The sequence below is a fragment of the Pedobacter sp. CG_S7 genome (genome assembly GCF_040544395.1).
Classification (GTDB): Bacteria; Bacteroidota; Bacteroidia; order Sphingobacteriales; family Sphingobacteriaceae; genus Pedobacter.
In genome coordinates this window covers 193,339-219,678 of record NZ_JBEONS010000002.1, presented here as the reverse complement: position 1 = coordinate 219,678, position 26,340 = coordinate 193,339, and the positions used below count along the sequence as shown (strand labels likewise).

General features: G+C 37.8%; 18 protein-coding genes. 5 read left to right on the top strand and 13 right to left on the bottom strand.

Translation table 11 applies throughout. The features are described 5' to 3' along the window. The first annotated feature begins 214 nt into the window (after positions 1 to 214). The 4 genes from pgi to AAKU52_RS02890 all read left to right on the top strand — a co-directional run bounded on the left by pgi (position 215) and on the right by AAKU52_RS02890 (position 6,307). Positions 215 to 1,861 (top strand): glucose-6-phosphate isomerase, encoded by a 1,647-nt coding sequence (gene pgi / locus AAKU52_RS02905; protein ID WP_354330031.1) that lies wholly within the window; start codon positions 215 to 217, stop codon positions 1,859 to 1,861. Positions 1,862 to 1,898: 37 nt separating this feature from the next. Beyond that, entirely contained in the window at positions 1,899 to 3,212 is a 1,314-nt protein-coding gene (locus AAKU52_RS02900; RefSeq protein ID WP_354330029.1) for a M16 family metallopeptidase, read from the top strand. Positions 3,213 to 3,306: 94 nt separating this feature from the next. After that, positions 3,307 to 5,388, top strand: coding sequence for a M16 family metallopeptidase (locus AAKU52_RS02895; protein WP_354330027.1), 2,082 nt, complete (start codon positions 3,307 to 3,309; stop codon positions 5,386 to 5,388). 394 nt (positions 5,389 to 5,782) lie between these two features. Next, positions 5,783 to 6,307, top strand: coding sequence for a DUF4251 domain-containing protein (locus AAKU52_RS02890; protein ID WP_354330025.1), 525 nt, complete (start codon positions 5,783 to 5,785; stop codon positions 6,305 to 6,307). Positions 6,308 to 6,318: 11 nt separating this feature from the next. On the opposite strand, the gene AAKU52_RS02885 is transcribed toward AAKU52_RS02890, so the two are convergent. From AAKU52_RS02885 to secA, 8 genes are all read right to left on the bottom strand, one after another. Then, complete coding sequence (locus AAKU52_RS02885) at positions 6,319 to 7,350, bottom strand: glutaminyl-peptide cyclotransferase (protein ID WP_354330023.1); 1,032 nt, start codon at positions 7,348 to 7,350, stop codon at positions 6,319 to 6,321. Between the two features lie 28 nt (positions 7,351 to 7,378). Then, positions 7,379 to 7,741 (bottom strand): YraN family protein, encoded by a 363-nt coding sequence (locus AAKU52_RS02880; RefSeq protein WP_354330021.1) that lies wholly within the window; start codon positions 7,739 to 7,741, stop codon positions 7,379 to 7,381. Next, positions 7,741 to 9,696 (bottom strand): DNA primase, encoded by a 1,956-nt coding sequence (gene dnaG / locus AAKU52_RS02875; RefSeq protein WP_354330019.1) that lies wholly within the window; start codon positions 9,694 to 9,696, stop codon positions 7,741 to 7,743. Before dnaG ends, AAKU52_RS02880 begins: the two co-directional genes overlap by 1 nt. 10 nt (positions 9,697 to 9,706) lie before the next feature. After that, entirely contained in the window at positions 9,707 to 10,363 is a 657-nt protein-coding gene (locus AAKU52_RS02870) for an SGNH/GDSL hydrolase family protein (protein WP_354330017.1), read from the bottom strand. Between the two features lie 48 nt (positions 10,364 to 10,411). Then, positions 10,412 to 11,353: a hypothetical protein gene (locus AAKU52_RS02865; RefSeq protein ID WP_354330015.1), complete on the bottom strand. Its 942-nt coding sequence runs from the start codon at positions 11,351 to 11,353 to the stop codon at positions 10,412 to 10,414. 27 nt (positions 11,354 to 11,380) lie between these two features. Beyond that, positions 11,381 to 12,565 (bottom strand): M20 metallopeptidase family protein, encoded by a 1,185-nt coding sequence (locus tag AAKU52_RS02860; protein ID WP_354330013.1) that lies wholly within the window; start codon positions 12,563 to 12,565, stop codon positions 11,381 to 11,383. After that, positions 12,558 to 12,995, bottom strand: coding sequence for an SPOR domain-containing protein (locus AAKU52_RS02855; RefSeq protein WP_354330011.1), 438 nt, complete (start codon positions 12,993 to 12,995; stop codon positions 12,558 to 12,560). The genes AAKU52_RS02860 and AAKU52_RS02855 overlap by 8 nt, the downstream gene beginning before the upstream one ends. Positions 12,996 to 13,063: 68 nt before the next feature. Beyond that, the gene (gene secA / locus AAKU52_RS02850; protein WP_354330009.1) at positions 13,064 to 16,372 is read right to left on the bottom strand and encodes a preprotein translocase subunit SecA; all 3,309 of its coding nucleotides are present in this window, start codon (positions 16,370 to 16,372) and stop codon (positions 13,064 to 13,066) included. A gap of 156 nt (positions 16,373 to 16,528) precedes the next feature. Between secA and purD the strand changes: the two genes are divergently transcribed. Then, positions 16,529 to 17,800: a phosphoribosylamine--glycine ligase gene (gene purD, locus AAKU52_RS02845; protein ID WP_354330006.1), complete on the top strand. Its 1,272-nt coding sequence runs from the start codon at positions 16,529 to 16,531 to the stop codon at positions 17,798 to 17,800. Between the two features lie 182 nt (positions 17,801 to 17,982). Here purD and AAKU52_RS02840 read toward each other — a convergent pair whose 3' ends face one another. From AAKU52_RS02840 to AAKU52_RS02820, 5 genes are all read right to left on the bottom strand, one after another. Beyond that, positions 17,983 to 18,993 (bottom strand): LacI family DNA-binding transcriptional regulator, encoded by a 1,011-nt coding sequence (locus AAKU52_RS02840; RefSeq protein WP_354330004.1) that lies wholly within the window; start codon positions 18,991 to 18,993, stop codon positions 17,983 to 17,985. Between the two features lie 317 nt (positions 18,994 to 19,310). Then, a complete protein-coding gene (locus tag AAKU52_RS02835; RefSeq protein ID WP_354330002.1) occupies positions 19,311 to 20,675 on the bottom strand; it encodes a Gfo/Idh/MocA family protein in 1,365 nt (454 codons plus the stop codon). 10 nt (positions 20,676 to 20,685) lie between these two features. Beyond that, complete coding sequence (locus AAKU52_RS02830) at positions 20,686 to 21,996, bottom strand: 3-keto-disaccharide hydrolase (protein ID WP_502931010.1); 1,311 nt, start codon at positions 21,994 to 21,996, stop codon at positions 20,686 to 20,688. Between the two features lie 311 nt (positions 21,997 to 22,307). Further along, positions 22,308 to 23,801 carry a M14 family zinc carboxypeptidase gene (locus tag AAKU52_RS02825; protein WP_354329998.1) on the bottom strand — a complete coding sequence of 498 codons (1,494 nt, stop codon included), beginning with the start codon at positions 23,799 to 23,801 and terminating at the stop codon, positions 22,308 to 22,310. Between the two features lie 52 nt (positions 23,802 to 23,853). After that, the gene (locus AAKU52_RS02820; protein WP_354329996.1) at positions 23,854 to 26,313 is read right to left on the bottom strand and encodes a PAS domain S-box protein; all 2,460 of its coding nucleotides are present in this window, start codon (positions 26,311 to 26,313) and stop codon (positions 23,854 to 23,856) included. Between the last annotated feature and the right edge of the window lie 27 nt (positions 26,314 to 26,340).

The window sequence follows — 26,340 nt, the reverse complement described above, 5'->3', positions numbered from 1 at the left end:
TCAAAGGGGTCTCTGGTAACCAAAAGGCTAAAAGCCGGCTGGGACGATCAATTTCTCCTTAAAATTTTAAATCAAATTTAAATGCGTTGACCCTGGTAACGATAAGACTAAAAAGTGTAACCTAATTAGTTATAATATATTTTTTAATGGAATAAAGGAAACTGTTATTTCACCTAATAAAATAAACCATTACATTTACATAAATACGAAAACCATGCTGCCAACGATAAATTTCACAGAAACTGAAGCCTATAAATACCTGGCTGATCACTTTATTAATATAAACGAGAAAAGCCTCAAAGATCTTTTTGCTGAAGATGCTGTTCGTTTTGAAAAATTCTCTATCCTATTTGAAGACATCCTAGTAGACTTTTCCAAGAACAGAATTGACGACACCACGATGGCCTTGTTGGTACAGTTGGCAAAAGAATGCAAGCTTGATGAAGCTATTCAAGCCATGTTTAATGGAGAAAGAATCAACCAGACAGAAGACAGGCCTGTTCTTCATATCGCATTAAGAAACCAGGGAAATAATAGCATTCTTGTTGACGGCAAAAACGTTATGGAAGAAGTAAACCATGTTTTGGCTAAAATGGAGAAATTTAGTCAGGCTATTATTTCAGGTGAATGGAAAGGTTACACTGGCAAAGAAATTACTGATGTGGTCAATATTGGCATAGGAGGTTCAGATTTAGGCCCTGTAATGGTTACTGAAGGACTTAAAGCTTACAAGAACCATTTAAACATGCATTTTGTTTCTAACATTGATGGTAGCCACATTGTAGAAACTTTAAAAAATTTAAATCCTGAAACTACTTTATTCCTTATTGCTTCAAAGACTTTCAGCACACAGGAAACCATGACGAATGCCCATACGGCAAGAGAATGGTTTTTAAATAGCGAGGCGCAGGAAGCAGATATTGCAAAACACTTTGCTGCCCTTTCTACCAATGCGGAGGATGTGAAAGCCTTTGGAATTGATATAGAGAACATGTTTGAATTTTGGGATTGGGTAGGTGGACGTTATTCTTTATGGAGCGCTATTGGCTTACCTATTGCCCTAAGTATCGGTTTTGATAATTTCAAACAATTATTAGCAGGTGCGCATGCTGCAGATGAGCATTTTAAAAATACTGCTTTTGAAAAAAATATCCCTGTAATTTTAGCCCTGGTAGGAATCTGGTATATTAATTTCTTTGATGCAGAAACTCAGGCTATTTTACCATACGACCAGTACATGCATCGTTTTGCTGCTTATTTCCAACAGGGAGATATGGAAAGTAATGGCAAACATGTAGATCGCAATGGCGATGAGGTTACTTATGAAACTGGTCCAATTATTTGGGGAGAGCCAGGAACCAACGGCCAACATGCATTTTACCAGCTTATACACCAGGGCACGCGTTTGGTGCCTTGTGATTTTATTGCTCCAGCGCAAAGCCATAATCCAGTTGGCGACCATCATCCCATCTTATTATCCAACTTCTTTGCACAAACAGAAGCCCTAATGAACGGCAAAACGTTGGAGCAGGTGGTGGCAGAGCTAAAAAAAGAGGGAAAATCTGAAAAAGAAATTCAACAAATAGCACCTTTCAAAGTCTTTGAAGGCAACAGACCCACCAACTCTATTTTATTAAAGCGTGTAACACCTTACAGCCTTGGCACTCTAATCGCCATATATGAACATAAAATATTTGTACAAGGCATTATATGGAACATCTTTAGTTTCGACCAATGGGGCGTAGAACTTGGCAAACAACTGGCGAAAAGTATCCTGCCTGAATTAAAAAATGAGAAGCAGATAACCTCACACGATGCATCCACGAATGGCCTGATCAACCAATTTAAATCCTGGAGATAATTCAACTAAAAAAATCATAAAAAAACAACATTAAAAAATGAAATTAAAGCTCATTTTAACAATCGCCTTTGCTGGCCTGTTTCTGGGTGCGAATGCGCAACAGGTAAAGTTCACGGAATACGACCTGGACAATGGTTTGCATGTTATTCTACATCAAGATAAAACCGCCCCCGTGGTGGTCGTTTCCGTGATGTACCACGTAGGCTCAAAAGATGAAGAAACAGAAAGAACCGGTTTCGCACACTTTTTTGAGCACCTTTTATTTGAAGGTAGCCCAAACATGAAAAGAGGCGAATTTATGAAGTTAGTAAGTAGCAATGGCGGTCAAAACAATGCAAACACTTCTCAGGATAGAACTTTCTATTATGAAACCTTTCCATCAAATCAGCTGGAATTAGGTTTATGGCTGGAAAGTGAGCGCATGTTACATCCAAAAATTGACGAAGCTGGTGTTAAAACGCAGAATGAGGTGGTTAAAGAAGAGAAAAGATTGCGTGTAGACAATGCGCCTTATGGGAAATTTGCGGAAAATATTTTCCAGCATTTATTTACGGAGCATCCTTACCGCTGGCAGCCAATTGGCGCTATGGAACATCTTGATGCTGCAAAACTGCCTGAGTTCCTTGCTTTTTTCAAAAAATACTATGCCCCTAACAATGCTGTACTAACCATTGCGGGAGATATTGATGTTGATAAAACCAAAGGCCTAGTCAAAAAATATTTTGATGAAGTGCCCAAAGGTACACCTGTAATTAAAAGAGATTTTAATTTAAAACCGATTACAAAAGAAATTATTGACACAGCATACGATGCTAATATTCAGATACCTGCAATATTTGCTGCTTACCGTGTGCCAGGAATGAAAAGCCGCGACAATAAAATATTGGGTATGATCAGTACCTTGCTTTCTGGTGGTGGCAGTTCCAGATTAAGCACTAAAATGGTTGACGAGAAGAAAACAGCTTTGCAGGTAGCTGCTTTTAATTACACATTAGAGGATTATGGCGCATATATCACCCTGGCTTTACCAAACAACAACACGCCTTTAAATGACCTATTGAAAGACATAGACACTGAAGTAGCACGCTTAAAAGCAGACTTGATCAGCGAATCTGAATACACAAAATTACAAAACCAGTTTGAGAACGGCTTTATCAGTGCCAATAGTAAAATGCTGGGAGTAGCAGAAAACCTTGCCAGTGGATATACTTTTCAAAATAAAAACACGAATGACATTAACGAAGAATTAAGCACCGTTAAATCAATCACCAGGGAAGAAATCAGAGAGGTAGCGCGTAAATATTTAAACAAAGACCAGCGTGTGGTACTTTATTATTTACCAAAGAAATAGTCTGAATATTAAACAAAAGATGTGCTAATGAAAGCAATCTTAGCTTTATGCTCATGACCGCTTTCATCACCTTTGAAAAACAAATTATATACTGATGAAAAAGATATTATTATTTGCACTTGCTGTGCTCTTTATACAATCAGCAGTTGCGCAAAAGCTAAATAGAAGCCAAAAACCGAAACCAGGACCAGCACCTACTATCACCTTCGCGGATCCGGTTACTTATAAATTGCCAAATGGCATCACCATTTTAGTGGTAGAAAACCATAAATTACCAAAGGTGAGCGCAACATTCAGCATCGATGCAGGTCCTATAACCGAAGGCTCAAAGGCTGGTGTGACCAGCATTATGGGAGGCATGCTCAATGAAGGTACGGCAACAAAAACAAAAGTACAATTTGATGAGGCCGTTGACCAATTGGGTGCTAATGTAAATGTTTCAGCCGCTGGCGGAAGCACATCTGCATTAACACGCTATTTTGATGATGCTTTCTTGTTAATGGCAGATGCCATCCGCAACCCGGCATTCCCGCAGCCTTCTTTCGAAAAACTAAAATCACAGTCCATTACAGCCTTAAAATCAAACGAACGTAGCGCGAAAGCAATATCTGGTCGTGTTGTTAATGCTTTAACCTACGGAACTAACCACCCTAACGGAGAATTTGAAACCGAGCAAAGTATCAATGCACTCACCTTAGCGGACGTAAAAGCAGCTTATCAAAAATATGTCACTCCTTCCAGAAGCTACCTTACTTTTGTAGGCGACATCAAACCTGCTGAAGCACGTGCCTTGGCAATGAAAGCTTTCGGTAATTGGAAAGGTGCCACATTGACACTGCCAGTTATAGCGAAAGTAATTAACCCAGCAACGACAGAAATTGACGTAATTGATGTTCCGAACGCAGTACAGTCCGAAATAACCATTACCAACTTAATCACGCTTCCTTTAAGCAGTCCTGATTACCATGCAGTATTATTAGCCAACGAACTTCTTGGTGGAGGAGCCGATTCTAAGTTATTCAAAAACCTGCGCGAAAAACATGGCTTTACTTACGGTGCCTATTCTTCCATTGGTTCTGGTCGTTTTCAAAGCCGTTTCACCGCAAACGCTGCAGTAAGAAATGAAAAAGTGGACAGCGCCGTTGTCGAATTCCTTAAAGAAATTAACGTGATGCGTACGCAGAAAGTGAGTGCAGAAGATTTGCAGAACGCAAAGAACCTTTACAATGGCTCATTTGCACTAGGTCTGGAAAACCCTGCACGCATGGCCGCTTTTGCCAGCAACATTTTAATAAATAACCTTCCTAAAGATTTTTACCGCACCTACTTGCAAAAAATTAATGCCGTTACACCGGAAGATATTTTACGCGTCAGCAAAAAGTATTTTGGTTATGCTGATGCCCGTATCGTCATTGTAGGAAAGCAGGAAACTTTACTTCCAGGATTAAAGAAATTAGGCTTTAAAGTAAAAACGTTCGATAAATATGCAGCACCTGTTACCGCTGCTACAGGGGTAACTGCCCTGGCCACAGTTAAAAAATCAGCGGCAGAAATTATTTCAACCTACCTGACTGCAATTGGTGGTGCCAACGAGCTAAAAAAAGTTACTTCCATTTTGCAAATGGCAGATTTTGAAATTCAAGGACAAAAGTTGAATGCAACCATCAAAGTAATGTTTCCTAATATGGAAAGCAACGAAATTTCTATGAATGGCACTACGGTAATGAAAGCAGTTTTCAATGGCGTAACTGGTTTTCAAAGTCAAATGGGACAGAAAAAAGAAATGACTGCTGAAGAATTGACTGAGAAAAAAGAAAAGAAAGGCTTATTTGAACAATTATATTATTCAGGAAATAAACTTGAAGTTGTGGGAACAGCTAAAGTTGGTGCTGCAGACGTGTATCAAGTGAAAATTACTGGTGCTTCGGGAAAAACAACAACAGAGTATTATGATGTTAATTCAGGCCTTTTAGTGAAAGAAGAAAAAACTACAAAAATTAACGGAACTGAAGTGGTAGAGGTTACGGAATACAGGGATTATCGTAAGACTGGCAATATTCTACTACCTTACAGTATAAATAAATCTATTCAAACGCCAAAAGGCAATCAGGAATTTGTGATTACCGTTAAAGAAGTTAAAATAAACACGGAAATTAAAGCAGCAGATTTTATTTAAGCGGCATATAATTCCCTTAAAAAGGGGTTATAACATTGAGCACAATGTTATAACCCCTTTTTTTTTGAGATTTGCGAATGAAGGTGCTGTGCGCTTAAACAGTTGTCAGCATTTAATTTTATTGTTGTAAACATTAATCAATATTTTACCTTTTTACTACTAACTAATCTCGGTTTAGAACAAGTGCACTTTGACTGGATCCTTGTGCCTCCTTAATGGGGATCTGATTAGGACCTAACAGGGACCTTGAACCGCTTTAGACCTACCAACCCCCTATCAGCTCGCTATGATGTGCGTATCAAGTGCGCGTCAGCTTTTAAGCAAACGCTTAAGAATATTTAAACTATTATCACTATCAATTGTCTATATAACAACTATTATCATTACACCTCACATGAAAACAATAAAAATATACCTCGCTGCATTGCTTTTGATTGTTTCTTTTCCGGTTCTTGCACAGACAGACAAAGCAACCACAAAAAAAATCGTAGAAAATCAAGACTTTATTTTTGTTGCCACTACGGCTTTACCCATGTCTACTCAAGAGATCTCTGCTATTTTAAACAAATTGAACAGTCCCCTTGCCTCAGGCGCCATTAACCTGAGTGGCTCACAGTATGACCTTGTTGTAAAAAAAGATAGTGTGGTGGCTTATTTGCCCTTTTTCGGAAGGTCTTATTCCCCCTCTTTAGATCCCGATGATGCCGGCATAAAATTCAAATCCAAAGACTTTACTTATGCCAAGAGCGACCGAAAAAAAGGAGGGTGGACCATTGTTATCGTCCCTAAAGATGTTAAAGACTATCAAAAGCTAACCTTATATGTAACAGAAAGCGGTTATGGTACCTTGAATGTAATGAACAATAACAGACAGCCTATTTCATTCAATGGCTATATTGCGGAGCCTAAGAAGAAATAAGAATGCGCTATTTATGGGACAAGCGTAATTTCAAACAGTTTATCAAACTTTTTGCCGGTTACAAAAAGTCTTTTACCTTTTGCATCCCAGGCTATACCGTTTAAAACATCTGTGTTTAAGAACTTGTCCTTTGCAGGCAAGATTCCCGTCAAATCAACATATTGCTCTATAGCACCACTTTTAGGGTTTATAATAGCAATTTTGTCCGTTTGATAAATGTTAGCATAGATTTTACCATCTATATATTCCAATTCATTTAGTTGATCAACCTGGTCCTTATCATCATAAACATCTATATAACTTTCCTCTTTGTAGGTGTCTTTATGGAGGAACCAAATTCTGTTGGTTCCATCAGACTTGATCAATTGTTTGCCATCATAAGCTAAGCCCCAGCCTTCGCGGCTGTTTTGATATAGGAAAGTCCCAGTTTGTTTCAATGATTTAGCATCATAAATAAAACCAGTATTGGCCTGCCAGGTCAAAAGAACTATTTTATCGCCAACAAGCGATACGCCTTCAGCAAAGTACTTTTTATCAATATCTATTTTCTGTAGTGCCTTCCCAGATTTTAAATCAACCCATCTTAATGTGGAGAAACCATACTCACCGGTACTCTCTAAAAACTTGCCGTCATGGTATTCCAAACCCTGTGTATAAGAAGTGGTATCATGTGGGTAAACATTAACTACTTTATAACCTAAAACAGGAGGCAAAATAGCCGATCTCAGCTCAATATTTACGGTAATGGTATCTTTGATGTTCCCATCATCCACTATCGCAGAAATCAACCGATAACCTAAGGAAAGGTCATTGGTTTTTAAGGTGAACGCTTCAGCATTGTTTTTTGTGCCAACAACTTTACCATCTACCAAATAAGTAGTAGCAGTAACTTTCATTGCAGCAGGAACATCGAGCGCTATGGTCAAATCATCACCCAATTTCACTGTTTTACCTTGTTCCGGAAACTTGAAGGAAACATTGCTGCTGATTTGTTCTTGTTTACAAGATAAGGTCATAGTAATGTTCAAAAGCATACCAAACATACAAAATGTTAAAAAGGTTTTCTTAATACTAGCTAGGCCAAAATGCATCTTCAATATGATTAATTTTATAAAGTTTTTTATTTTCAAATACAATTGCAATGATATCGAAACGAATTTCTCCCTGGTGATTGCGCCGCTCAATATATTCTAGGGAAGCAAACTCCAGTTGTTGTTCTTTTTTCCAACACACAAAATCTTCAGGTTCACCAAAAGCAACAGAGCTTCGGGTTTTGACTTCTACAAAGATGATTATTTCATCCTTAAAAACAATAAGGTCGATCTCAGCTCTTCCATAAACCCAATTTTGTTCCATGATCCGGTAACCTTTTTCTTCTAAAAAAAGCTTGGCTAATTGCTCGCCATACCGACCCAGATCATTATGCTCTGCCATTATTTGATTACAACGGAACCAAGGAATTTAGAAATTTCCCGTTCTACATTTTTCACAGTAGCATAACGCTGCATTAAAATTTCCTGGTTCACGGCATCGGCTTCATCTTTTATCTCCGTTAGCAGGTTAATTAAAATGCGGTCAACTTTCCTTTTTTTAAGGTGAAATATTCCACCTAAAATGGTCGCCTTTAAATTAACGGTTTCATCCCGCACATAAATCTGGTGCTTATTGTACCAGTTTTCACTCAAAGCATAAGGAGATGTAGAAAGGGTGATGGCCATACCTGCAATCTTGCGATCAGCATTTTTAATAAATTGATTGGCAGTTGGGAGTTGGCCATTTTCAATTTCCTGCTTATAATGGGTTATTATTTTCAGGCAAATTTCATCTATAAAAGTAACATCAGCTAAATTCTGCATAATGAAAGAGCCGATATACATGTTATCTATATTGTCCCAGGTCACCAATTCATGCCCATAGGTTAACAATAACCTAATAATTTCCTGCTCCTGCAGTTCGTCATTAACGGCTGTAAGGCCAATATCTTCTCCGGCAACAGCATTATCGTCAAATAAATTATCTGGTGGCCCACCCTGTTGTTGTGGTGCATAAGAAGAGGACCCCGAAGGAGTTCCAGATTTCTTAAACTTGGCCACCCGCATTTTATTGAGTTCAGAGACCAGGATGCGCTCTTCTACTTGCAACAGGTGACTGCACTCCCTGATAAATACCGAAGCTTTGATGCTATCGGGAATCTTGGCAATACTTTCAACAATATCACGAATGATACCAGCCCTTTTTATGGGGTCGTTTCCGGCCTCTTTTAATAATGTTGTGGCCTTATATAAAATAAAATCTTTGCGGTTGTTTTCAATATAAATTTTGAAAGCACCGGCACCAACCTTATGCATGTAAGAATCCGGATCATGACCATCAGGAAAGTTCACCACTTTTACGTTCAGGCCCTCTTCAAGAATCATATCCAACCCACGCAAGGAAGCCTTTATTCCCGCTGCATCTCCATCATATAAGATGGTAACATTTTGAGTAAAGCGACCAATGAGCCTGATTTGTTCAACAGTTAAAGATGTTCCAGAGGATGCTACAACATTTTCCACTCCTGCCTGGTGTACCGAAAGCACATCTGCATAACCCTCTACAAGGTAACAATTATCGGTTTCCCGGATGGCTTTTTTAGCATGGAAAAGTCCATAAAGCACATTGGATTTGTGATAGATTTCACTTTCTGGGGAATTGACATATTTTGGAACGTTCTTGTCTGTTTTTAAAGTACGCCCGCCAAAACCAATAACCCTGCCCGTAAAATTATGGATAGGGAACATGACCCTACCTCTAAACCTGTCGTATAGCTTACCTTTGTCGTTTTTAATGGAAAGCCCTGCACGCTCCAAGTTTTCTTCCTTATAGCCGCTGTTAACAGCCTTCACCGTTAACGCATCCCAAACATCAGGAGAATAGCCCAGTTCAAATTTCCTGATAATATCTTCCCGAAAACCACGCTCTTTAAAATAGCTCAGGCCAATTGCACGGCCATCAGCGCCTGTCCAAAGTTCATTGGCAAAAAATGCCGTCGCAAACTGAGAAACGATGTATAAAGATTCCCGGGCATTTTGGGCTTCTACTTCCTTACTACTTTGCGCGGTTTCCTCAACTTCGATATTGTATTTTTGGGCAAGGAATTTTAAGGCTTCCGGATAAGAATATTTTTCATGGTCCATAATAAAATGGACCGCATCACCACCTTTACCGCAGCCAAAACACTTGTAAATCCCCTTAGTTACGGAAACGTGGAAAGAAGGGGTTTTCTCATTATGAAAAGGACAATTTCCAATTAAGCTGGTACCACGTTTTTTTAAAGCTACAAAATCACCTACTACCTCCTCTATACGGGCAGTATCCATAATTTTGTTAATGGTATCGTGGTTAATCATTATTAGTTTGCTATTTTATTAAAGGCAGTAACTGGGCGGCTACCATTTGATTTCCTTTATCATTCAAATGAACACCATCAACAGTTAAAACGCCTTTTTCTGAATCAGTAGTATTATTAGACAAATCATAAGCCGTAAATAAGCTTCTCAGGTCTACTAAAGGAAGTTTGTTATCTGCGGCTAATTTACGAATTTCGCCAGCGTATTTGTCAAGTTCGCCATCCATTTCATTGGCACCATTTTTCTTTTCCCCAATCACAGCTGGGGTACATAAAATTACTTTCGCGCCTTTTTCAGTAATCTTATTAATAAGAGCTTGGTAAAATTTAACGAATTTATTTTGATCGGTACCTGTTCTGGAAGACTGCTTGTGCCATACGTCGTTAACACCGATGTAAATAACAACCAAATCTGGGTTTTTATTTAATACGTCATCTTCCAGGCGCAGATATAAATCATAGATTTTATTTCCTCCAATGCCCGCCCCAATAACCGAATATTTTGAGGGATCAAGACTTTTTTTAATCAGGGAAACATAGCCACCGGCTTTAACACCCATTTCAGTAATAGAATCACCAAAAAACAAAATTTTCTTAGGTTTAGGCCCCATAGAGGTAAATAATAAAACAATTAAAAATGCAGATAATACTTTTAGGTAAATTTTCATTGGTTTTTAGGTTTTTAAAAGTGATAAAACTTTAAACGGTTAGGCAGTCTAATCTATGTTGTAATCTTTATGTAAGATCAATATACTCGCACGCTCCTCTTTTTTCAAAGGGACATTCCAATTACCCTGGTAAGAAATTTTAGAAGGTAATTTCTCTTCGCCGAAGTAACTCATTTCAATATTCATCTGTACATCAAAGTCGAAGAGCATATTGCTATATTTCATATCTACATAACGACCAAGAATTTCAAAATTACGCTTATCGAAAATGGTAATCAACTCTTTTATCATCAATCCGTCTTTAGTCCAGCTACTCAAATCAGGCTTCACTGAAACTTTAAAGCGATATACCGGAATAGAATCCAGGTAAGTAGCACTATAAAAACTATAATCATAATACTGACGCATATTTGGCGTAAATATTTCAGTCTTGCTCCCAATAAAAGGCAATCCTTTTACGGGTCGGCCGGGAGAAAAAATAAGTGTTTTCAATTTATCTTTATAACTGGCATTTGATCCTCCACCGGAAGGTTTAGCCTCAAAGTCTGCAGCGGAAAATTCAGATTTATAAGCATTCATAAAAATATAATCGAACAGCTCTACAGTATAAAGCTGAAATTTACCATTCTTTTTATAAATGCGACCATCATCCTTTTTCACCAGGTACTCCATCTTTGGCGCCTGGCTATTGTGCTTTATTTTCCTATAAATACTGCCGTTAACCTTATTCTTTTTATCGTAAGTATAGATGCTGTTCTCAGCCAGAAAACTGTACTTCTTCATCTGCTGAAAAGCCTTATAAAAACTAGTATCAGATATAATGGCATCAATAAAAGTTTCTGCACTTAGCCTTTTGGCAACAATGTTTACCGAAGAATCCAGGGTTATCGTTTTTATCGTATCCGGATTAAATCTAGAAATCTGCTGACCAACACCCTTAAAATAAAGGGCTACAAAGAAGGTGAGCAAAATAATTTTCTTTAGGAACATGACGGAAAGGATAAAAGCTTATGAAAATTAATTACCTAACTGTTTCAATGCAATATAAGCCATTAATCCAGTAGAAATTTTAAGGGCATCCTCATCAATATCAAAATTAGGAGTATGCACCGAATTTGTGGTTCCTTTTGCTGCATTACCCGTCCCAAGTCTGTAAAAACACGCATCCGTTACCTGGCTATAGTAGGCGAAATCTTCTGCAGCCATCCAGATATCTAGGTCTACAACATTAGCTGCACCTAAATACGCTACTGCACTTGCCCGAGCACTGGCAGTCAATACAGGCTCATTAATTAAATAAGGATAACCTTTCATGATTTTAAAATCACAACTTCCCCCCATACTTTCAGCAATACCTTCAGCCATTTTTTTCATTAGCCGCTTTGCTTCCAGTCTCCAATTTTCATTTAAAGTCCTGAAAGTACCTTCAAGTTTCACTTCATTAGGAATAATATTGGTAGCACCATTGGCGGTAACTTTACCGAATGATAAAACAGTAGGCAAACGAGGATCAGCATTTCTGCTAACAATTTGCTGTAACGCGACAACAATATGAGAAGCAATTAAAACCGGATCAATATTTTGCTGAGGTTGTGCACCATGGCCACCTTTACCATGCACTGTAACATACAACTCATCTGTTGAGGCCATGTAAATACCGGAACGAAAACCAACCTTACCGGCATCAATAAAAGGCATTACATGTTGTCCGACAATATAATTGGGTTTTGGATTTTCGAGCACCCCTTCTTTAATCATTATACTGGCACCACCAGGTAATAGTTCTTCCCCCGGTTGAAATATCAACTTTATGGTTCCTCCAAACTGGGATTTAAGTTGCGAAAGTATAAAAGCAGTACCTAATAAAGAAGAACTGTGTACATCATGACCACAGGCATGCATTACACCCTTAGCTTTAGACGCATAAGGCTTATCGTTGGTTTCCTGTATCGGCAGGGCATCCATATCGGCACGTAATGCAATAACCTGTTCTGAAGGCAAATCACCTTTTAACAAACCTACCACACCTGTATTGGCCAGGATTGTAAAAGGAATTCCCCATGAAGTTAACTTCTCCTGGATAAATAAAGAGGTCTGAAATTCCTTAAAAGAAAGCTCGGGATTTGCGTGGAGGTGGTGGCGAAAGGAAACTACCTGTTCAAATATATGTTCTGCTTGTTCCTGTATCTGTTCTTTAATCATTACTATCATTTAAAATGGGTGCATTAATTTTCTCTCTAAAAATAAAGAGCGTAGGAAATAAGGGACGCAACTCATTCATGAGTCGCTGGGCCTCTAATCGCGTTCTAAAATCACCTACCCTCAAATAATAATTAGGTTCCTTATAAATAATATAAGTATTCAATTTAGGGTAAAGTGATTTAAACCTTCCTTGTTCAAGGAAAGTTTTTCTGCGGTCTGATCCATAAAACACTTGCACACGGTAACCCACCTGAGCAACCATTGGGCCGCTTCTTGTAATAGTAGGTGAAATTACTGTTTTATTGAGTTCTAGTCTTTTTTCAATTAAACGGTCAATCAAAGGATCCTTTACGATAATAACCTCGCCCCTATTTTGGGCAAAGGCAGGAACGCAAAATATACACACTAAGCAAGTAAATATGATTTTCATGAAGGGCTATAAAAAAAGAATGCCGAATTTTCTTTACAAAACTCGGCATTCTAAATGTTTATTACAAATTACAATCCTGCACCATGGCAGTTCTTATACTTTTTACCACTACCACAGGGACAGGGTTCGTTTCTACCTATGGTTACTTCTTTGCGAATAGGCTGTTGTACAACAGGCTCACGTGTATCTTCCATCATTAAAGGTGCTTCACCAGCATGTTGAAATTCAGGTTTAGATAATTTAATATTGCTGGTTGTAACCCTTGGGGCTTCCGCAGCTTTTAAATCATCTGCTTCCTGGTGAATCGGAATACCTCCTTTATACAAGAAACTTACAACCTCTTTGTTCACTGCATTTAGCATGTTTTTAAACAAGTTAAATGCTTCCATTTTATAGATCACCAATGGATCTTTCTGCTCATAAACAGCATTTTGAACCGATTGCTTCAACTCATCCATCTCACGCAAATGCTCTTTCCATGATTCGTCAATTAAGCCTAATACAATTGTTTTCTCGAAAGACTTGGTTACTTCACGTCCGTTATTATCGATCGCCAGTTTCAAACTTACCGGAACTTGAATGCTACGCAGGCCATCAGTAAACGGTATAACAATTTGTTCGATATGTTCACCACGCTCTTCAAATACCTGGTGTAATACCGGCATCGCCTGAGTTATGATGGCTTCGCACTTTCTGCCATAGAAAGTCTCCGCTTCTTCAAATAACTTATCCGTTAAAACATGGATGTTTTTAGCCGTAAATTCCTGCTCAGAAATTGAACTGTCTAAAGAGAAGTTTTTAATAACTTCAAGTTTAAACCCTTCGTAATTAGCTGTTTCTTTATATTCTGTAACAATGTCTTCAGCAACATCAAAAACCATGTTGTTCATATCTACATCTAAACGTTCGCCAAACAAGGCATTTTTACGCTTAGCATAAATTACAGAACGCTGAGAGTTCATCACATCATCATATTCCAGCAAACGCTTACGAATACCAAAGTTGTTCTCTTCAACTTTTTTCTGTGCGCGTTCAATAGATTTGGTAATCATGGAATGCTGAATAACTTCACCTTCCTCAATTCCCATTTTCACCATGATGTTAGAGATACGCTCAGAACCGAATAAACGCATCAGGTTATCTTCTAAAGAAACGAAGAACTGAGAAGAACCCGGATCACCCTGGCGACCAGCACGACCACGTAACTGTCTGTCGACACGACGAGACTCATGTCTTTCTGTACCCACAATAGCCAAACCACCTGCATCTTTAACACCTGCACCTAGTTTAATATCCGTACCACGACCGGCCATATTGGTAGCAATGGTTACCTGACCAGCCTGACCAGCTTCAGCAACAATATCTGCCTCTCTTTGGTGCATCTTTGCATTCAGTACATTGTGTTTAATTCCGCGAAGCTTTAACATGCGGCTCAACAACTCAGAAATCTCAACGGAAGTTGTACCAACCAATACTGGGCGACCAGCTTCTGTTAATTTAACAATCTCTTCTGCTACAGCGTTGTATTTTTCACGAATAGTACGGTAAACATAATCCTGGTGATCTGTTCTTGAAATTACCCTGTTTGTAGGAATTTCTACAACGTCTAATTTGTAAATAGACCAAAACTCACCTGCCTCAGTAGTGGCTGTACCGGTCATACCACAAAGTTTATGGTACATTCTAAAGAAATTTTGCAAAGTAACTGTTGCATAAGTTTGGGAAGCATCCTCAACTTTTACATTCTCTTTAGCTTCTATAGCTTGGTGTAAACCATCAGAGTAACGACGACCATCCATAATACGGCCGGTCTGCTCATCTACAATTTTAATTTTACCTTCATCAATGATGTATTCTACATCAATTTCGAATAAAGTGTAAGCTTTCAGTAATTGGTTTACCGAGTGGATACGCTCTGCTTTGATTGAATAATCACGCATCAGTTCATCCTTCCTGGCAATTTTATCTTCGCTGCTTAAAGCAGATTTTTCAATTTCAGCGATTTCAGTCCCTACATCAGGTAAAACGAAAAAGCTTGTATCCTCACCAGATTTAGTGATTAGTTCGATACCTTTTTCAGTCAATTCAACCTGGTTGTTTTTCTCATCAATATGAAAGAACAACTCAGAATCTACTTTAGGCATGTTTTTACTCTGATCAGCCATGTAATGGTTTTCAGTTTTCAGTAAAGTCTGCTTATTGCCACCTTCACTTAAAAACTTAATCAAAGCTTTATTTTTTGGTAAACCACGGTGTGCTCTCAATAAAGCTAGGCCTCCATCACCCTCTTCTGTCCCACTTTTACCATCTTGAATTAACTTTTTAGCCTCATGTAAAGCTTTAGAAACGAATTCTTTTTGAGCATTAACCAAACGCTCGATTCTTGGCTTCAATTCATGAAACTCATGTTGATCTCCGAAAGGCACAGGACCAGAAATAATCAATGGGGTACGTGCATCATCAATTAAAACTGAATCGACCTCATCCACCATTGCGAAATGCAGTTTACGCTGAACCAATTGATCGGGAGCCTGCGTCATGTTGTCTCGCAGGTAATCAAATCCAAACTCATTATTTGTTCCGTAAGTGATATCAGCCAGATAGGCTTTTCTACGTTCAGGAGAATTTGGTTCATGTTTATCGATACAATCTACAGAGATACCATGAAATTCAAATAAAGGACCATTCCACTCAGAGTCACGGCGGGCAAGGTAATCATTCACTGTAACGATGTGTACGCCTTTTCCTGCTAAAGCATTCAAGTAAGCCGGTAATGTACTTACAAGGGTTTTACCCTCGCCAGTAGCCATTTCAGCAATTTTACCATTATGCAAAACCACACCACCAATTAGCTGAACATCGTAATGGACCATATTCCATTTAACATCACTTCCTGCGGCATCCCAATGGTTAGCCCATAATGCTTTATCACCTTTAATTTCCACATTTTTTTTACGTGCTGCATAATCTTTGTCAAATTGTGTAGCAGTAACTTCCAGGAACTGGTTTTCAGAAAAGCGTTTAGAGGTTTCTTTTACAACAGCAAAAGCCTGAGGTAATATGTCTGTCAAAACAATTTCAAGTTCTTTATCGCGGTCTTTAATTAATGCATCAATCTGATCATACAAAGCAGTTTTTTCTGCTAATGAAAGCTCCTGATTCTCGGCATCAGTTTTTAATCCACTAATTTTACCATCAATATCTGCTAAAGCATTAGCGATTATATCTTTGAAATAAACTGTTTTATGTCGAAGCTCGTCATTAGATAATACAGCAAGCTTAGCATATTCTTCATTTATTTTGATGACAATAGGCTGTAGTACTTTAATATCTCTTTCTGATTTGCTGCCAAATACCTTGGTTAAAAATCCTAACATCTTTTTATTCTTGTGTTTATATATTTAAAAATCTTGAAATTACAACAATTAAGCCATAGGACACTATAAGTCATATTGGCAGTTGTCGGGCGCTAAAATTACAAAATATCTTGTACATTGCTCCGTCACTGCCGTTTTATTTTATCTTTGCATGATATGAATATCTTACTATTAGGTTCTGGCGGAAGAGAAAGTGCTTTTGCGTGGAAAATGAGTCAATCTTCTCAATGTGAAAAACTATTTATTGCTCCTGGAAATGGTGGAACAACTGCTTATGGCAAAAACATTAACCTGGATCCCAATAATTTCGAGGCCGTAAAGGCAGTCGTACTTAAAGAAAACATTGGATTGGTTGTAGTTGGACCAGAAGAACCTTTAGTTAATGGAATTCATGATTTTTTTCTCCAAGACGAAAACCTTGCTGGGATACCGGTAATAGGGCCTAAAAAAGAAGGTGCTATTTTGGAAGGTAGTAAAGATTTTTCCAAACAATTTATGGCACGCCATGGTATCCCAACAGCTAAATCAAGATCTTTTACCAACCAAACACTTGATGAAGGTTTAAAATACTTGCAAACCCACGTTTTACCCATCGTTTTAAAAGCAGATGGACTAGCTGCCGGAAAAGGTGTTTTAATTCTTGAAAACATAGGAGAGGCGCAAAAAGAGCTTCAATTAATGTTGGGCGGTAAATTTGGTGCTGCAGGTTCAACGGTAGTTATTGAAGAATTTTTAACCGGCATAGAACTTTCTGTATTTGTATTAACAGATGGCGAAAACTACGTTATTTTGCCAGAGGCGAAAGATTACAAGCGTATCGGACTAGCGGATACAGGATTAAATACAGGTGGCATGGGTTCGGTTTCTCCGGTACCTTTTGCTAGCGAAGCATTCTTAAAAGAAGTAGAGCTGGACATCATTATCCCCACGATCAAAGGCTTAAAGAAAGACAAAATTGATTATACCGGTTTCATTTTCTTTGGCTTAATAAAAGTAAACGAAAAACCTTATTTGATAGAATACAATTGTAGAATGGGTGATCCGGAGACGGAAAGTGTTATTCCACGAATTGAGAATGACCTTGTAGAACTGTTCCTGGCGACGGCACAAAAAAGGTTGAACGAAGTTAAGTTGACAATCAGTCCTAAAAATGCAGCAACCGTAATGATTGTTGCCGGCGGTTATCCAGGTGATTACGAGAAAGGAAAAATGATTACCGGCTTAGATAACTTACGTGAATCTATGGCTTTCCATGCGGGTACAATTGCCGAAGGTGGTGTGATCAAATCAAATGGCGGTCGTGTGGTAGCTATTACCAGTTTACAGAACACTCAGTTTGAAGCTTTACAATGCGCTACCGCAGATGCAGCTCGTGTTTATTTTGATGGTAAATACTTTAGAGAAGACATTGGTTTTGATTTGATTTAAGGTTTAAGGTACTATCGCTAAATAAACAATTATACATTAGCTAAAATCTTCAAAAATTTTAGGTAATCGAAACAATTGTATTCTACACTAAAAGCCCTCCAGTTTATTCTGTGGGGCTATTGTTTTATAATGTGTTTTTACCTCACTTTTCAATAGATTCGGTCGATAATATTAAAGTCCTATTAAGCAGTAGACTCTCTTTGGAAAAGCATTGATTTTAACTCCAAATGCTGATCTTCAATATTAATTGGCTTTTTTTCCAGCATTCTAAAGAGCATCGTTGCCGCCTCTTTACCAATAAGATAAGCAGGCTGAGTAATGGTTGTTAGGGAAGGATTTAGCAATGGTGCCGTTTCGAGATTAGAGAAGCTCACTAACTTTACATCTTCTGGAATACTCAAGCCACTGTCTTTGCAGGCATAATAACTTGCGATGGCTAGGTGTTCAACGGACGCAAATATCCCGTCAGGCCGATTTGCACCAGCTAAAACACCTTTAATCAATTCATAATTAACCTCTTTGTCATTGCTGCAATTGATCACCAGGCGTTCCTCAAAATCATGCCCATTGTCTTTCAGTGCCTCTTTATAACCCTCCAATCGTTTCTGACCAATGGAAAGGTTTTTGGCAATCATCAGGTAGGCGATGCTTTTACATCCCATTTCTATCAAATGTACTGTAGCCTGGTATCCACTTTCAAAATCGTCTGTTGTCACTTTAGGCGCATCAATTTCTTCGCAAACCCGGTCAAAAAACACCATAGGGATATTTTTATTCTTTAATTCTACGAGGTGTAAGAAATCGTTACTTTCACTGGAAACTGATAAGAGTATCCCATCTACCCTACCACTGGCAAGGTGACGGGCAATAGACAACTCTAAGTCATAACGATCATGGGTGAGGTAAATAAGTACATGGTATCCTTTTAGCTGCGCTATTTCTTCAATGCCGCTGATGGCCAGGGAAAAAAAGTTATTGGCTACTTCAGGAATCACAACGGCAATAGTTCTACTCGCCTGCTTACGCAAACTACCAGCATAAGGGTTCGGCTCATAATTTAATGCCTTCGCCAAAGCCAGAACTTTTTGTTTGGTTTTAACACTTATTTCATGGCTGTCTCTTAAAGCTCTGGAAACTGTGGATATAGAGAGATTAAGTTTTTTCGCAAGGGTTTTCAGGTTAACGCTGTCCATTGTTTTATAAAAAGTACTATTTTTTAAAAAACCTAAGATACAGCTTAGCAATCGTTAACGGGAACGTTTACTTGAAAAGTTAATATGGCAATTTTATAATCTACTTTTTAGACATTTTGTGTTATTTTACCCAGGTAACCATTTATAATCATTTCCTTAACCTTAAAATACAGCGGGGTATAACGGTAATGTTGGTCAACGATTAGAAGTAAATGCCTGCAGGATTTCATTTTGCAATAAAATCCCGCTAGCAATTAAACTGGTTTTTTTAATAAAGTTCCTTTTAATTATCACTCAATGAGTCAATCTTTTTCTTCTTAATATTTAAAAGCTTTTCCGCCCACCATAACTTCCTGTGTAGCTTCATCAAAAGTAGCTTTTAATCCTGTTTGGACAGCAGCATTGGTCATAATGGTGGCAATAGAGTGGCTGTAACCTGCCTCTACAGGTGCATTAGGAGTTTTACGGCTTCTAATGCATTCCATCCAATTGCGAACATGGCTTGAAGTAAGCCTATCTCCACCAGTATTTGCAGAAGAGACTACTTTTTCTACCTGAGACAAGCTGGTCTCCGGCAATAAAAAAGGTTTCATTTTCATTGCCGCAGCATGTCTTTCATTTAACCCACCTTTTGGGGAAACCATATTTGTATTGAGGTTCAATTCTCCTCCGTTAGAGTAATAAATTTCCATTGGATTTTCATCTCCATTATGCATGCGCGATGAAAAAGTAACTTGAAACCCATTGGTTGGATCAGCCGTTGGGCCATAATCAAAAACAGCGGTTGTGGTATCCCAATTTGTCCTTCCATCCTTCCATTTGTAAATACCTCCATTGGCAACCACACTCCGTGGATGCTGTAATCCGGTAAACCAATGTACAGTATCAATCTGGTGACTCATCCACTGCCCAGGTGCGCCAGAAGAATAAGGCCAGAACAAACGGTATTCTAAATATTTTCTGGCATCAAATTTTTCATAAGGTCTGTTCATGATAAATCTTTTCCAGTCTGTATCTTCCTCTCTTAATTGGCCAATTAGCTCTGGCCTGCGCCACCGTCCCGGCTGATTAACGTTCCAGGTAAGTTCAACCATGGTGATGTCACCAAATTTGCCTGATTTAATAAATTCATTAGCGACATGGTAATTTTTCCCACTTCTTCTTTGCGAACCGATTTGAATTATACAGTCTGTAGCTTTAATCGCTTTTAATGCTGCACGGTTATCTTCCATGGTTTCAGCAAAAGGCTTTTCACAATAAACATCACAACCTGCTTTTACCGCTTCAATGGCATGCCTTGCATGTTGAAAATCTGCTGTACTGATGAACACCGCATCAACCAATTTCTTATCATACATCTCTTCATTATTTCTGCAAGAAATAACATTGCGTTGCATTTTATCTTTCCATAAAGCGGCACCCTCATCCCTTCTTTTATTCCAGATATCTGAAACTGCAGTAACCTCAAAATTTAACTCCTTGTAATGCTCCATAAAAGCTGGAAGATGAGAGGCTTTGTGACGGTCAGAAAAGCCAACTACACCTACTCTCACCCGGTCATTTGCACCAATAATCCTTTTATAACTTTGTGCCGACCAACTCACTTTTGAGGCTAAAACACCAGCACCTACTAAAGTGGCTTGTTGAATAAATTTCCGACGTGAATTTTCTGAATTGCTCATTTTTATGTGGTTAGTTTAGTTCTTTAATTTTTATACTTCTGTAGGAAACATAATCTCCATGATCTTGCAGCAGGATATGGCCTTTTGGAGCCATGCCGAAATTAGGCCAGTCTTTATATTTACTTTTTGAAACCAGGTCCAAAAATTCTGCTGAGCCGCGCGTATATTCCAGAATTTTATATCCGTTGAGCCAATATTCAATATTATTATCTGGAAAAACTTTTATCATTCCCTGATTCCATTCACCGATTTTCTTCTGCGAACCGGGAGTTTTCTTAGAGGTAATCAAGTCATATAAGGAACCAATTGTACGGTTGCCATTCCTCCCCAATTTTGCATCAGGGTGCCTTTCATCGTCTAAAATCTGGTATTCAGGACCTATGGCAGATCCTTTATTTCCTTCTGATTCCGTAACAAAATATTTAATCCCGCTGTTAGCGCCTTCAGTAAGCCTAAAATCAAATTTTAATTCAAATGCGCCATATTGTTTTTCGGTTACAATGTCTCCACCATTGGTCGATTCTGCTCCTGTCGATTTCTTAACACTCAAAACCCCATCCTTAATTTCCCAACCATTCTCCGGAAATTTAGTCTTATAAGCACCTCTCCAGCCTTTAGTCGTTTTGCCGTCCCATAGCAAAGAATAGCCATTTTTCTTTTCCTGTGCTGATAAATTATTGGGAATGGTGTTGGCCACAAAAATATGATCTGCAGGAGATGGCTTTAAATTTGCCGTCTTAATTCGGATGTTTTTCCAATGGATTTGCTTGCCTGGCTCATCTGTATTTTTAATCGAATGCACTTGCAAAGCGATAAAACCCTTAGCTGTTGCTGCATCAATTAAATTTGCCGTAGGCACACCATTAACCCAGGTCCTGATGCTGTTACCAATACATTCAATTCTGTATTTATTCCATTGATTGTTTTTAAAAGCTTTTTTACCTTCAGGATTATACTCCATTGTATATAACCATCCCCGGCGTGATTCATCATATATTCCTCCGCTCCAAGCTCGTGTAGAAGGATCTACTTCCATTTGGTAACCATGTACTCTTCCATTCTGATATTCTGCTTTGCTCAGGCTGCGAAACTGTAAGCCTGAATTCATTGAGGGATCTACCATTAGATCCAGTTCCAGGATAAAATCACCGTATTCTTTTTCGGTCGTCAGAAATGAATTAGGCTCGTTCGGAACAGTTGTTCCAACAATTTCTCCATTTTTCACTTCATATTTCGCTTTTCCATTGAGTTGTTTCCATCCTTTCAGGTCTTTCCCGTTAAAAAGAGATTGCCAACCATCTCCAGCTGAATTTTGCGCCATCCCCGGTGTCGTAAAGATGACGGCAGTCAATGCCATAAATAGGATAATGAATTTGTTTTTTTTCATGTTAAGGTTCAATAGATAAGCTATATTCGGTATAAATAATTTCTTAATCAAGTGCGAAGTACAACCAAACTTTTATTTAATGTAACGATAAGAAACGATTAAATTCTTTATCAAGGTTAAATTTGGTTTAGTGTTTTTGCTGTGAAATAGCAATTTGATTAAAAATATTCTGTAAATGATGCTTTCTTATTTATTTAATTACGAAAACGTTTCCGTAATTAAAAATGTGACCGAAAGAAAAGTGATCAAAAGCCGTAAGAATTGGGCAAAGCCGCAACATCCTTTGTCAGGTCTACTAAAAAACCATTTACCACTGCAAAAACAGGTTTATCATCTGCAGATAAAATAAAATTAGCTGCATTGCCTAAACCTATAGGCTGATTGTTTTGAGGGATGCTGTTATTGGTGAGGTTTAATAACCTGTTTTTAACAGGGCCTGTCGGTGATTTCTGATCAGAAAACCGAACAAACAAATAGCCTTCTTTAACAAGTTCTGTTTCCGCTGCAAGGTTCATTTTTTCCCATTCCGCTTTCTTCAACATTTTAATTTTCCCTGGCACAGAAACCAATGTACTTGCGTCTGCCTCATCATAACCATAATTTTTATCCATATCACTCAGCTCTTCAATACGGCCAAAATAGCTCATGCTTCTTTTGTCAGCATCAACAATTTGCGAACGATTGATTCCAAGGTTTGCCCTGAATTTTACATTACCTTTAGTTACCATTGCATTTCTAACCACAAGATCATACAAGAACCTGTTATTTTCAGGGATTGCCGCATAATCTTTTATGGCCTCCTTTTCATAAGATTTATTGGCGATAGCGTTTAAAGAGCTCAGGATTACATAAAAATTCAGTTTCCTGATATATTGCTTTTCCAGATCTTTTGGATATCCACCAGATTCGATCAGGATAGTTGAAATTCCCTTACCCTGAAAAGTATCCCCAAAACACCGAGGATCATGATCATCATTATATTTTGCAACTTTATCAGGAGCATATTTCTGTAACGTACGGTTCATCAGCACAATCAGTTTCGTAGCATTCTCCCGCACCTGATTCATGTCTTTTGAATAATTATAGGTTGGCGCTAAAAAAGAGATCGTCGCCTGATTTTTAGTCGCCCCAGCAGAGTAAAGCGTACTTTGATCATGTAAATTAAAACCAAACTGTGGTTTAATTTTATTGGCAATTTGCGTTAAAATCCGGCCTTCGGGTGTGTTTAACAAACGGGCATCCCGATTAATATCAATATCAAGGGCACCTCTCCTTTTCCAGGCTTCCGCACCATCAGGATTTAACATCGGTAAGAAATTCATTTCCAGGTTATCTGTCAAAAACTTCCTGAATTCATCATTTTCGTCACTTACAGAAAAAAAGTTAAAAATATCAAATAACGCCATTGTTGCTGTAGATTCATCTCCATGCATTTGCGACCACAACAAAACTTTTGTCTTACCCTTCCCTATTGTTAAAAGATTAATACTTCTTCCCTGAACAGAGTTCCCTAAAATTGAAGAAGTAAAAACCTTTGAATCAATATGTTTTTGAATAAGCGGAATAATTTCCCCATGCTTAAACATCCTGTTTTTTATCGCCGGCTCCTTATAGTGATCGTAATTTTGCCAAATTGTTGTACTTTCAATCTCAGGACGGGAAGAATCCATACAATTGCCAAAACCAAAAAATATAATCGGAACAATTAAAATAGAAATCAATAAAACTTTTTTATGCATAGTCATAGTTTTGGGATGCTAAACAAATTTATCTATTTTTTCTTAAGAAACTTTAATCACACAACGGAAACATAATACTAAATGCCGTTCCTTCACCCACCTTACTTTTCACAGTAATCGTACCACCCAATGCTGCAACTTGAGTTTTAACCATAAAAAGACCCATACCCTTGCCAGCTACACTATCATCGAACCCCCGGTATAATTTAAATAGATCTGAGCCATTCTTTTCCAAATCAATCCCTGTACCATTGTCTTTAAATAGCAGTTCAATACTATTTTTAGTCCTAATGGTTTCTATTCGAATGACAGTTAAAATATTGACCCTTCTAAAATTGATGCTATTAAGTAATAGATTATAAAAAACACCATGAATATAAGTATATATGGAGGAAACATTGCACTCCTGTGTAAAATCGCATTCAATTCGAATATCGAGCTGACTTATTAGCAATTTTAATTCAGCTTCAACATCTTTGAAAACAGCATTTAAGGAGATGATTTTTTTTGTTTCGCTGGTATGCTCTCTTATCTGCAGAATCATATTTAAATCCTTCACAATTTGATCCAGACTTTTCACAGTTGATAACATATTTTGAATCACTACTTCCTGTTCATCAGTAGAACTACCGATCATTTCTAATATTTGGCCCAATCCAATGATGTTTGCTACTGGTGCACGAAGATTATGAGAAACAATGTAAGTAAAATCTTCCAACGTTTTATTTCGCTGAAGCAAGTTATCAATGAACATTTCACGCTCTAATGCAGCTAGTTTTATTGCCGTGATATCTTTATTGGCCAAAACAAACCCGCGATTTTTTTCATTACTATTAGCAATGTTAATCCATGTACTTTGAAACCATTTTATAGATTCACTATGCTTTAGAATGGAGTATTCACTAGAAAAATCCCCTTTGCTTTTTACTCTTTCAATATTTTCATTAATTTCACCTTCTCTCGAAGGCAAATAATAGCTGATCAAAGGCTGCCCCCTTTCCAATTTTTTATTAAAATATTTCTCAGTATAAAGCTGGGCAGTTTTATTAAATGAAACAATTTTATGATCACTATTGATAAGAATATAAGAAATTTCGGAGGAATCAAATATAGTACGCAAATTAGCTTCAGATTGTGCTAATGCTTCCTCATCAAGTTTTCGCTGGGTAATATTGGCTACTATGACCAGTAAACCTTCATATAATCCATTTTCACTAAATAAACGACTCGCCGACAAGTTCACCCAAACTTCTTTCCCACTTTTTGTAACAAAAAAAGCGTCATATCTTTCCACCAAAACATTTACACCTAAAGGATCAAAAAGAGCAAAATAGTTTGTGCTATTGAGCTCTTCCCTGGAGTATTCCAATATTTGGCAAAGCCTTTCATTAAAAAAAACAGTCTTGTTATTTTGATCTACCATCCAAATACCATCAGTCGTAGTTTCAACAATACGTCTGTAACCTTCTTCGCTACGCCTTAATTTTTCAACTGCATTTACCCTGTCTGTAATATCTTGAACATAGCCTGTTATACTGCTTATTTTATTATTGCTATCACGATAGGTCGTTATCCCTATATTGACATGCCTAAGTTCCCTTTCGGGAATAATCCTTAGGGTGACGGTTTCGAAACCAACTTGATGGATAAGATCTTCTAATTTTTGCTTAAAAAACGCTTTGTCTTCAGGGTATACTCGTTCTATAAATTGTTCAAAAGTGTTTAATTTTTCATCTGGAACACAGCCCCAAATGCGGTACATTTCAGCCGAACCATTTATGGTGCTATTTTCTAAATTCACATTCAAAGCTCCAAAAGATGCGAGTTTTTCTGCTACATTCATCCGGTTTTCGTTAAGGAGTAGTTCTTCAACAAGACGCCTGCTTTCCATTGCTTCATTCCAAAAATATCTCGCCAAAACAACAATCAGGATAAGTAAAAAAAAAGCTGTAGCAAATAAACTAATGTTCATAATAAGAGCGGCTTTTGTTGAATCGCCCCTCCGTATTGTCATTAACCTAAGCTCATTATCCACAATATGTTTGAGATAAAAATTTACCTTATCTGCATATATTTTACCTTTTTCACTCTTCACAAGTCCAGCAGCAGGAGAAAAACCTTTTTTCTCACGCAATTGAATGATTTTCCTCGAAAATTCAACTCTTTTAAAAATAAATACAGCAGCAGAATCCAGCGACGACCGGATGGATCTATTATCAGCAGTTAAGCTCACTAAAATATCCATCTCCTGCAAAATCAAAGCCTCTGTTAATTCGAACTGATCTTTAAAGTTCTGATTACCAGTATGCAGGTAATTTCTAGCTAGCAACTCACTATCACTGGACATTAACTGAATTTTAGTCGTCTGAATCAGCACTTGATTGGTATGTAATACCCAAACCTCCATGTTATTAGCCTGTTTAATAGTATAATAAGAGATATAAAAAAGACCAATCAAAATAAAGCCGATCAACGCAAAACCGTATCTAATTAAATGATTTGTTTTTCTCATGGCATACAAATAAACTCGCTACAATGG

What these genes read in the sequence shown, in the direction of transcription:
- pgi (WP_354330031.1), top strand. Translation starts at nt 215, where the DNA reads ATGCTGCCAACGATAAATTTCACAGAAACTGAAGCCTATAAATACCTG.
- AAKU52_RS02900 (WP_354330029.1), top strand. Translation starts at nt 1,899, where the DNA reads ATGAAATTAAAGCTCATTTTAACAATCGCCTTTGCTGGCCTGTTTCTG.
- AAKU52_RS02895 (WP_354330027.1), top strand. Translation starts at nt 3,307, where the DNA reads ATGAAAAAGATATTATTATTTGCACTTGCTGTGCTCTTTATACAATCA.
- AAKU52_RS02890 (WP_354330025.1), top strand. Translation starts at nt 5,783, where the DNA reads ATGAAAACAATAAAAATATACCTCGCTGCATTGCTTTTGATTGTTTCT.
- AAKU52_RS02885 (WP_354330023.1), bottom strand. Translation starts at nt 7,350, where the DNA reads ATGTTTGGTATGCTTTTGAACATTACTATGACCTTATCTTGTAAACAA.
- AAKU52_RS02880 (WP_354330021.1), bottom strand. Translation starts at nt 7,741, where the DNA reads ATGGCAGAGCATAATGATCTGGGTCGGTATGGCGAGCAATTAGCCAAG.
- dnaG (WP_354330019.1), bottom strand. Translation starts at nt 9,696, where the DNA reads ATGATTAACCACGATACCATTAACAAAATTATGGATACTGCCCGTATA.
- AAKU52_RS02870 (WP_354330017.1), bottom strand. Translation starts at nt 10,363, where the DNA reads ATGAAAATTTACCTAAAAGTATTATCTGCATTTTTAATTGTTTTATTA.
- AAKU52_RS02865 (WP_354330015.1), bottom strand. Translation starts at nt 11,353, where the DNA reads ATGTTCCTAAAGAAAATTATTTTGCTCACCTTCTTTGTAGCCCTTTAT.
- AAKU52_RS02860 (WP_354330013.1), bottom strand. Translation starts at nt 12,565, where the DNA reads ATGATTAAAGAACAGATACAGGAACAAGCAGAACATATATTTGAACAG.
- AAKU52_RS02855 (WP_354330011.1), bottom strand. Translation starts at nt 12,995, where the DNA reads ATGAAAATCATATTTACTTGCTTAGTGTGTATATTTTGCGTTCCTGCC.
- secA (WP_354330009.1), bottom strand. Translation starts at nt 16,372, where the DNA reads ATGTTAGGATTTTTAACCAAGGTATTTGGCAGCAAATCAGAAAGAGAT.
- purD (WP_354330006.1), top strand. Translation starts at nt 16,529, where the DNA reads ATGAATATCTTACTATTAGGTTCTGGCGGAAGAGAAAGTGCTTTTGCG.
- AAKU52_RS02840 (WP_354330004.1), bottom strand. Translation starts at nt 18,993, where the DNA reads ATGGACAGCGTTAACCTGAAAACCCTTGCGAAAAAACTTAATCTCTCT.
- AAKU52_RS02835 (WP_354330002.1), bottom strand. Translation starts at nt 20,675, where the DNA reads ATGAGCAATTCAGAAAATTCACGTCGGAAATTTATTCAACAAGCCACT.
- AAKU52_RS02830 (WP_502931010.1), bottom strand. Translation starts at nt 21,996, where the DNA reads ATGGCGCAAAATTCAGCTGGAGATGGTTGGCAATCTCTTTTTAACGGG.
- AAKU52_RS02825 (WP_354329998.1), bottom strand. Translation starts at nt 23,801, where the DNA reads ATGCATAAAAAAGTTTTATTGATTTCTATTTTAATTGTTCCGATTATA.
- AAKU52_RS02820 (WP_354329996.1), bottom strand. Translation starts at nt 26,313, where the DNA reads ATGAGAAAAACAAATCATTTAATTAGATACGGTTTTGCGTTGATCGGC.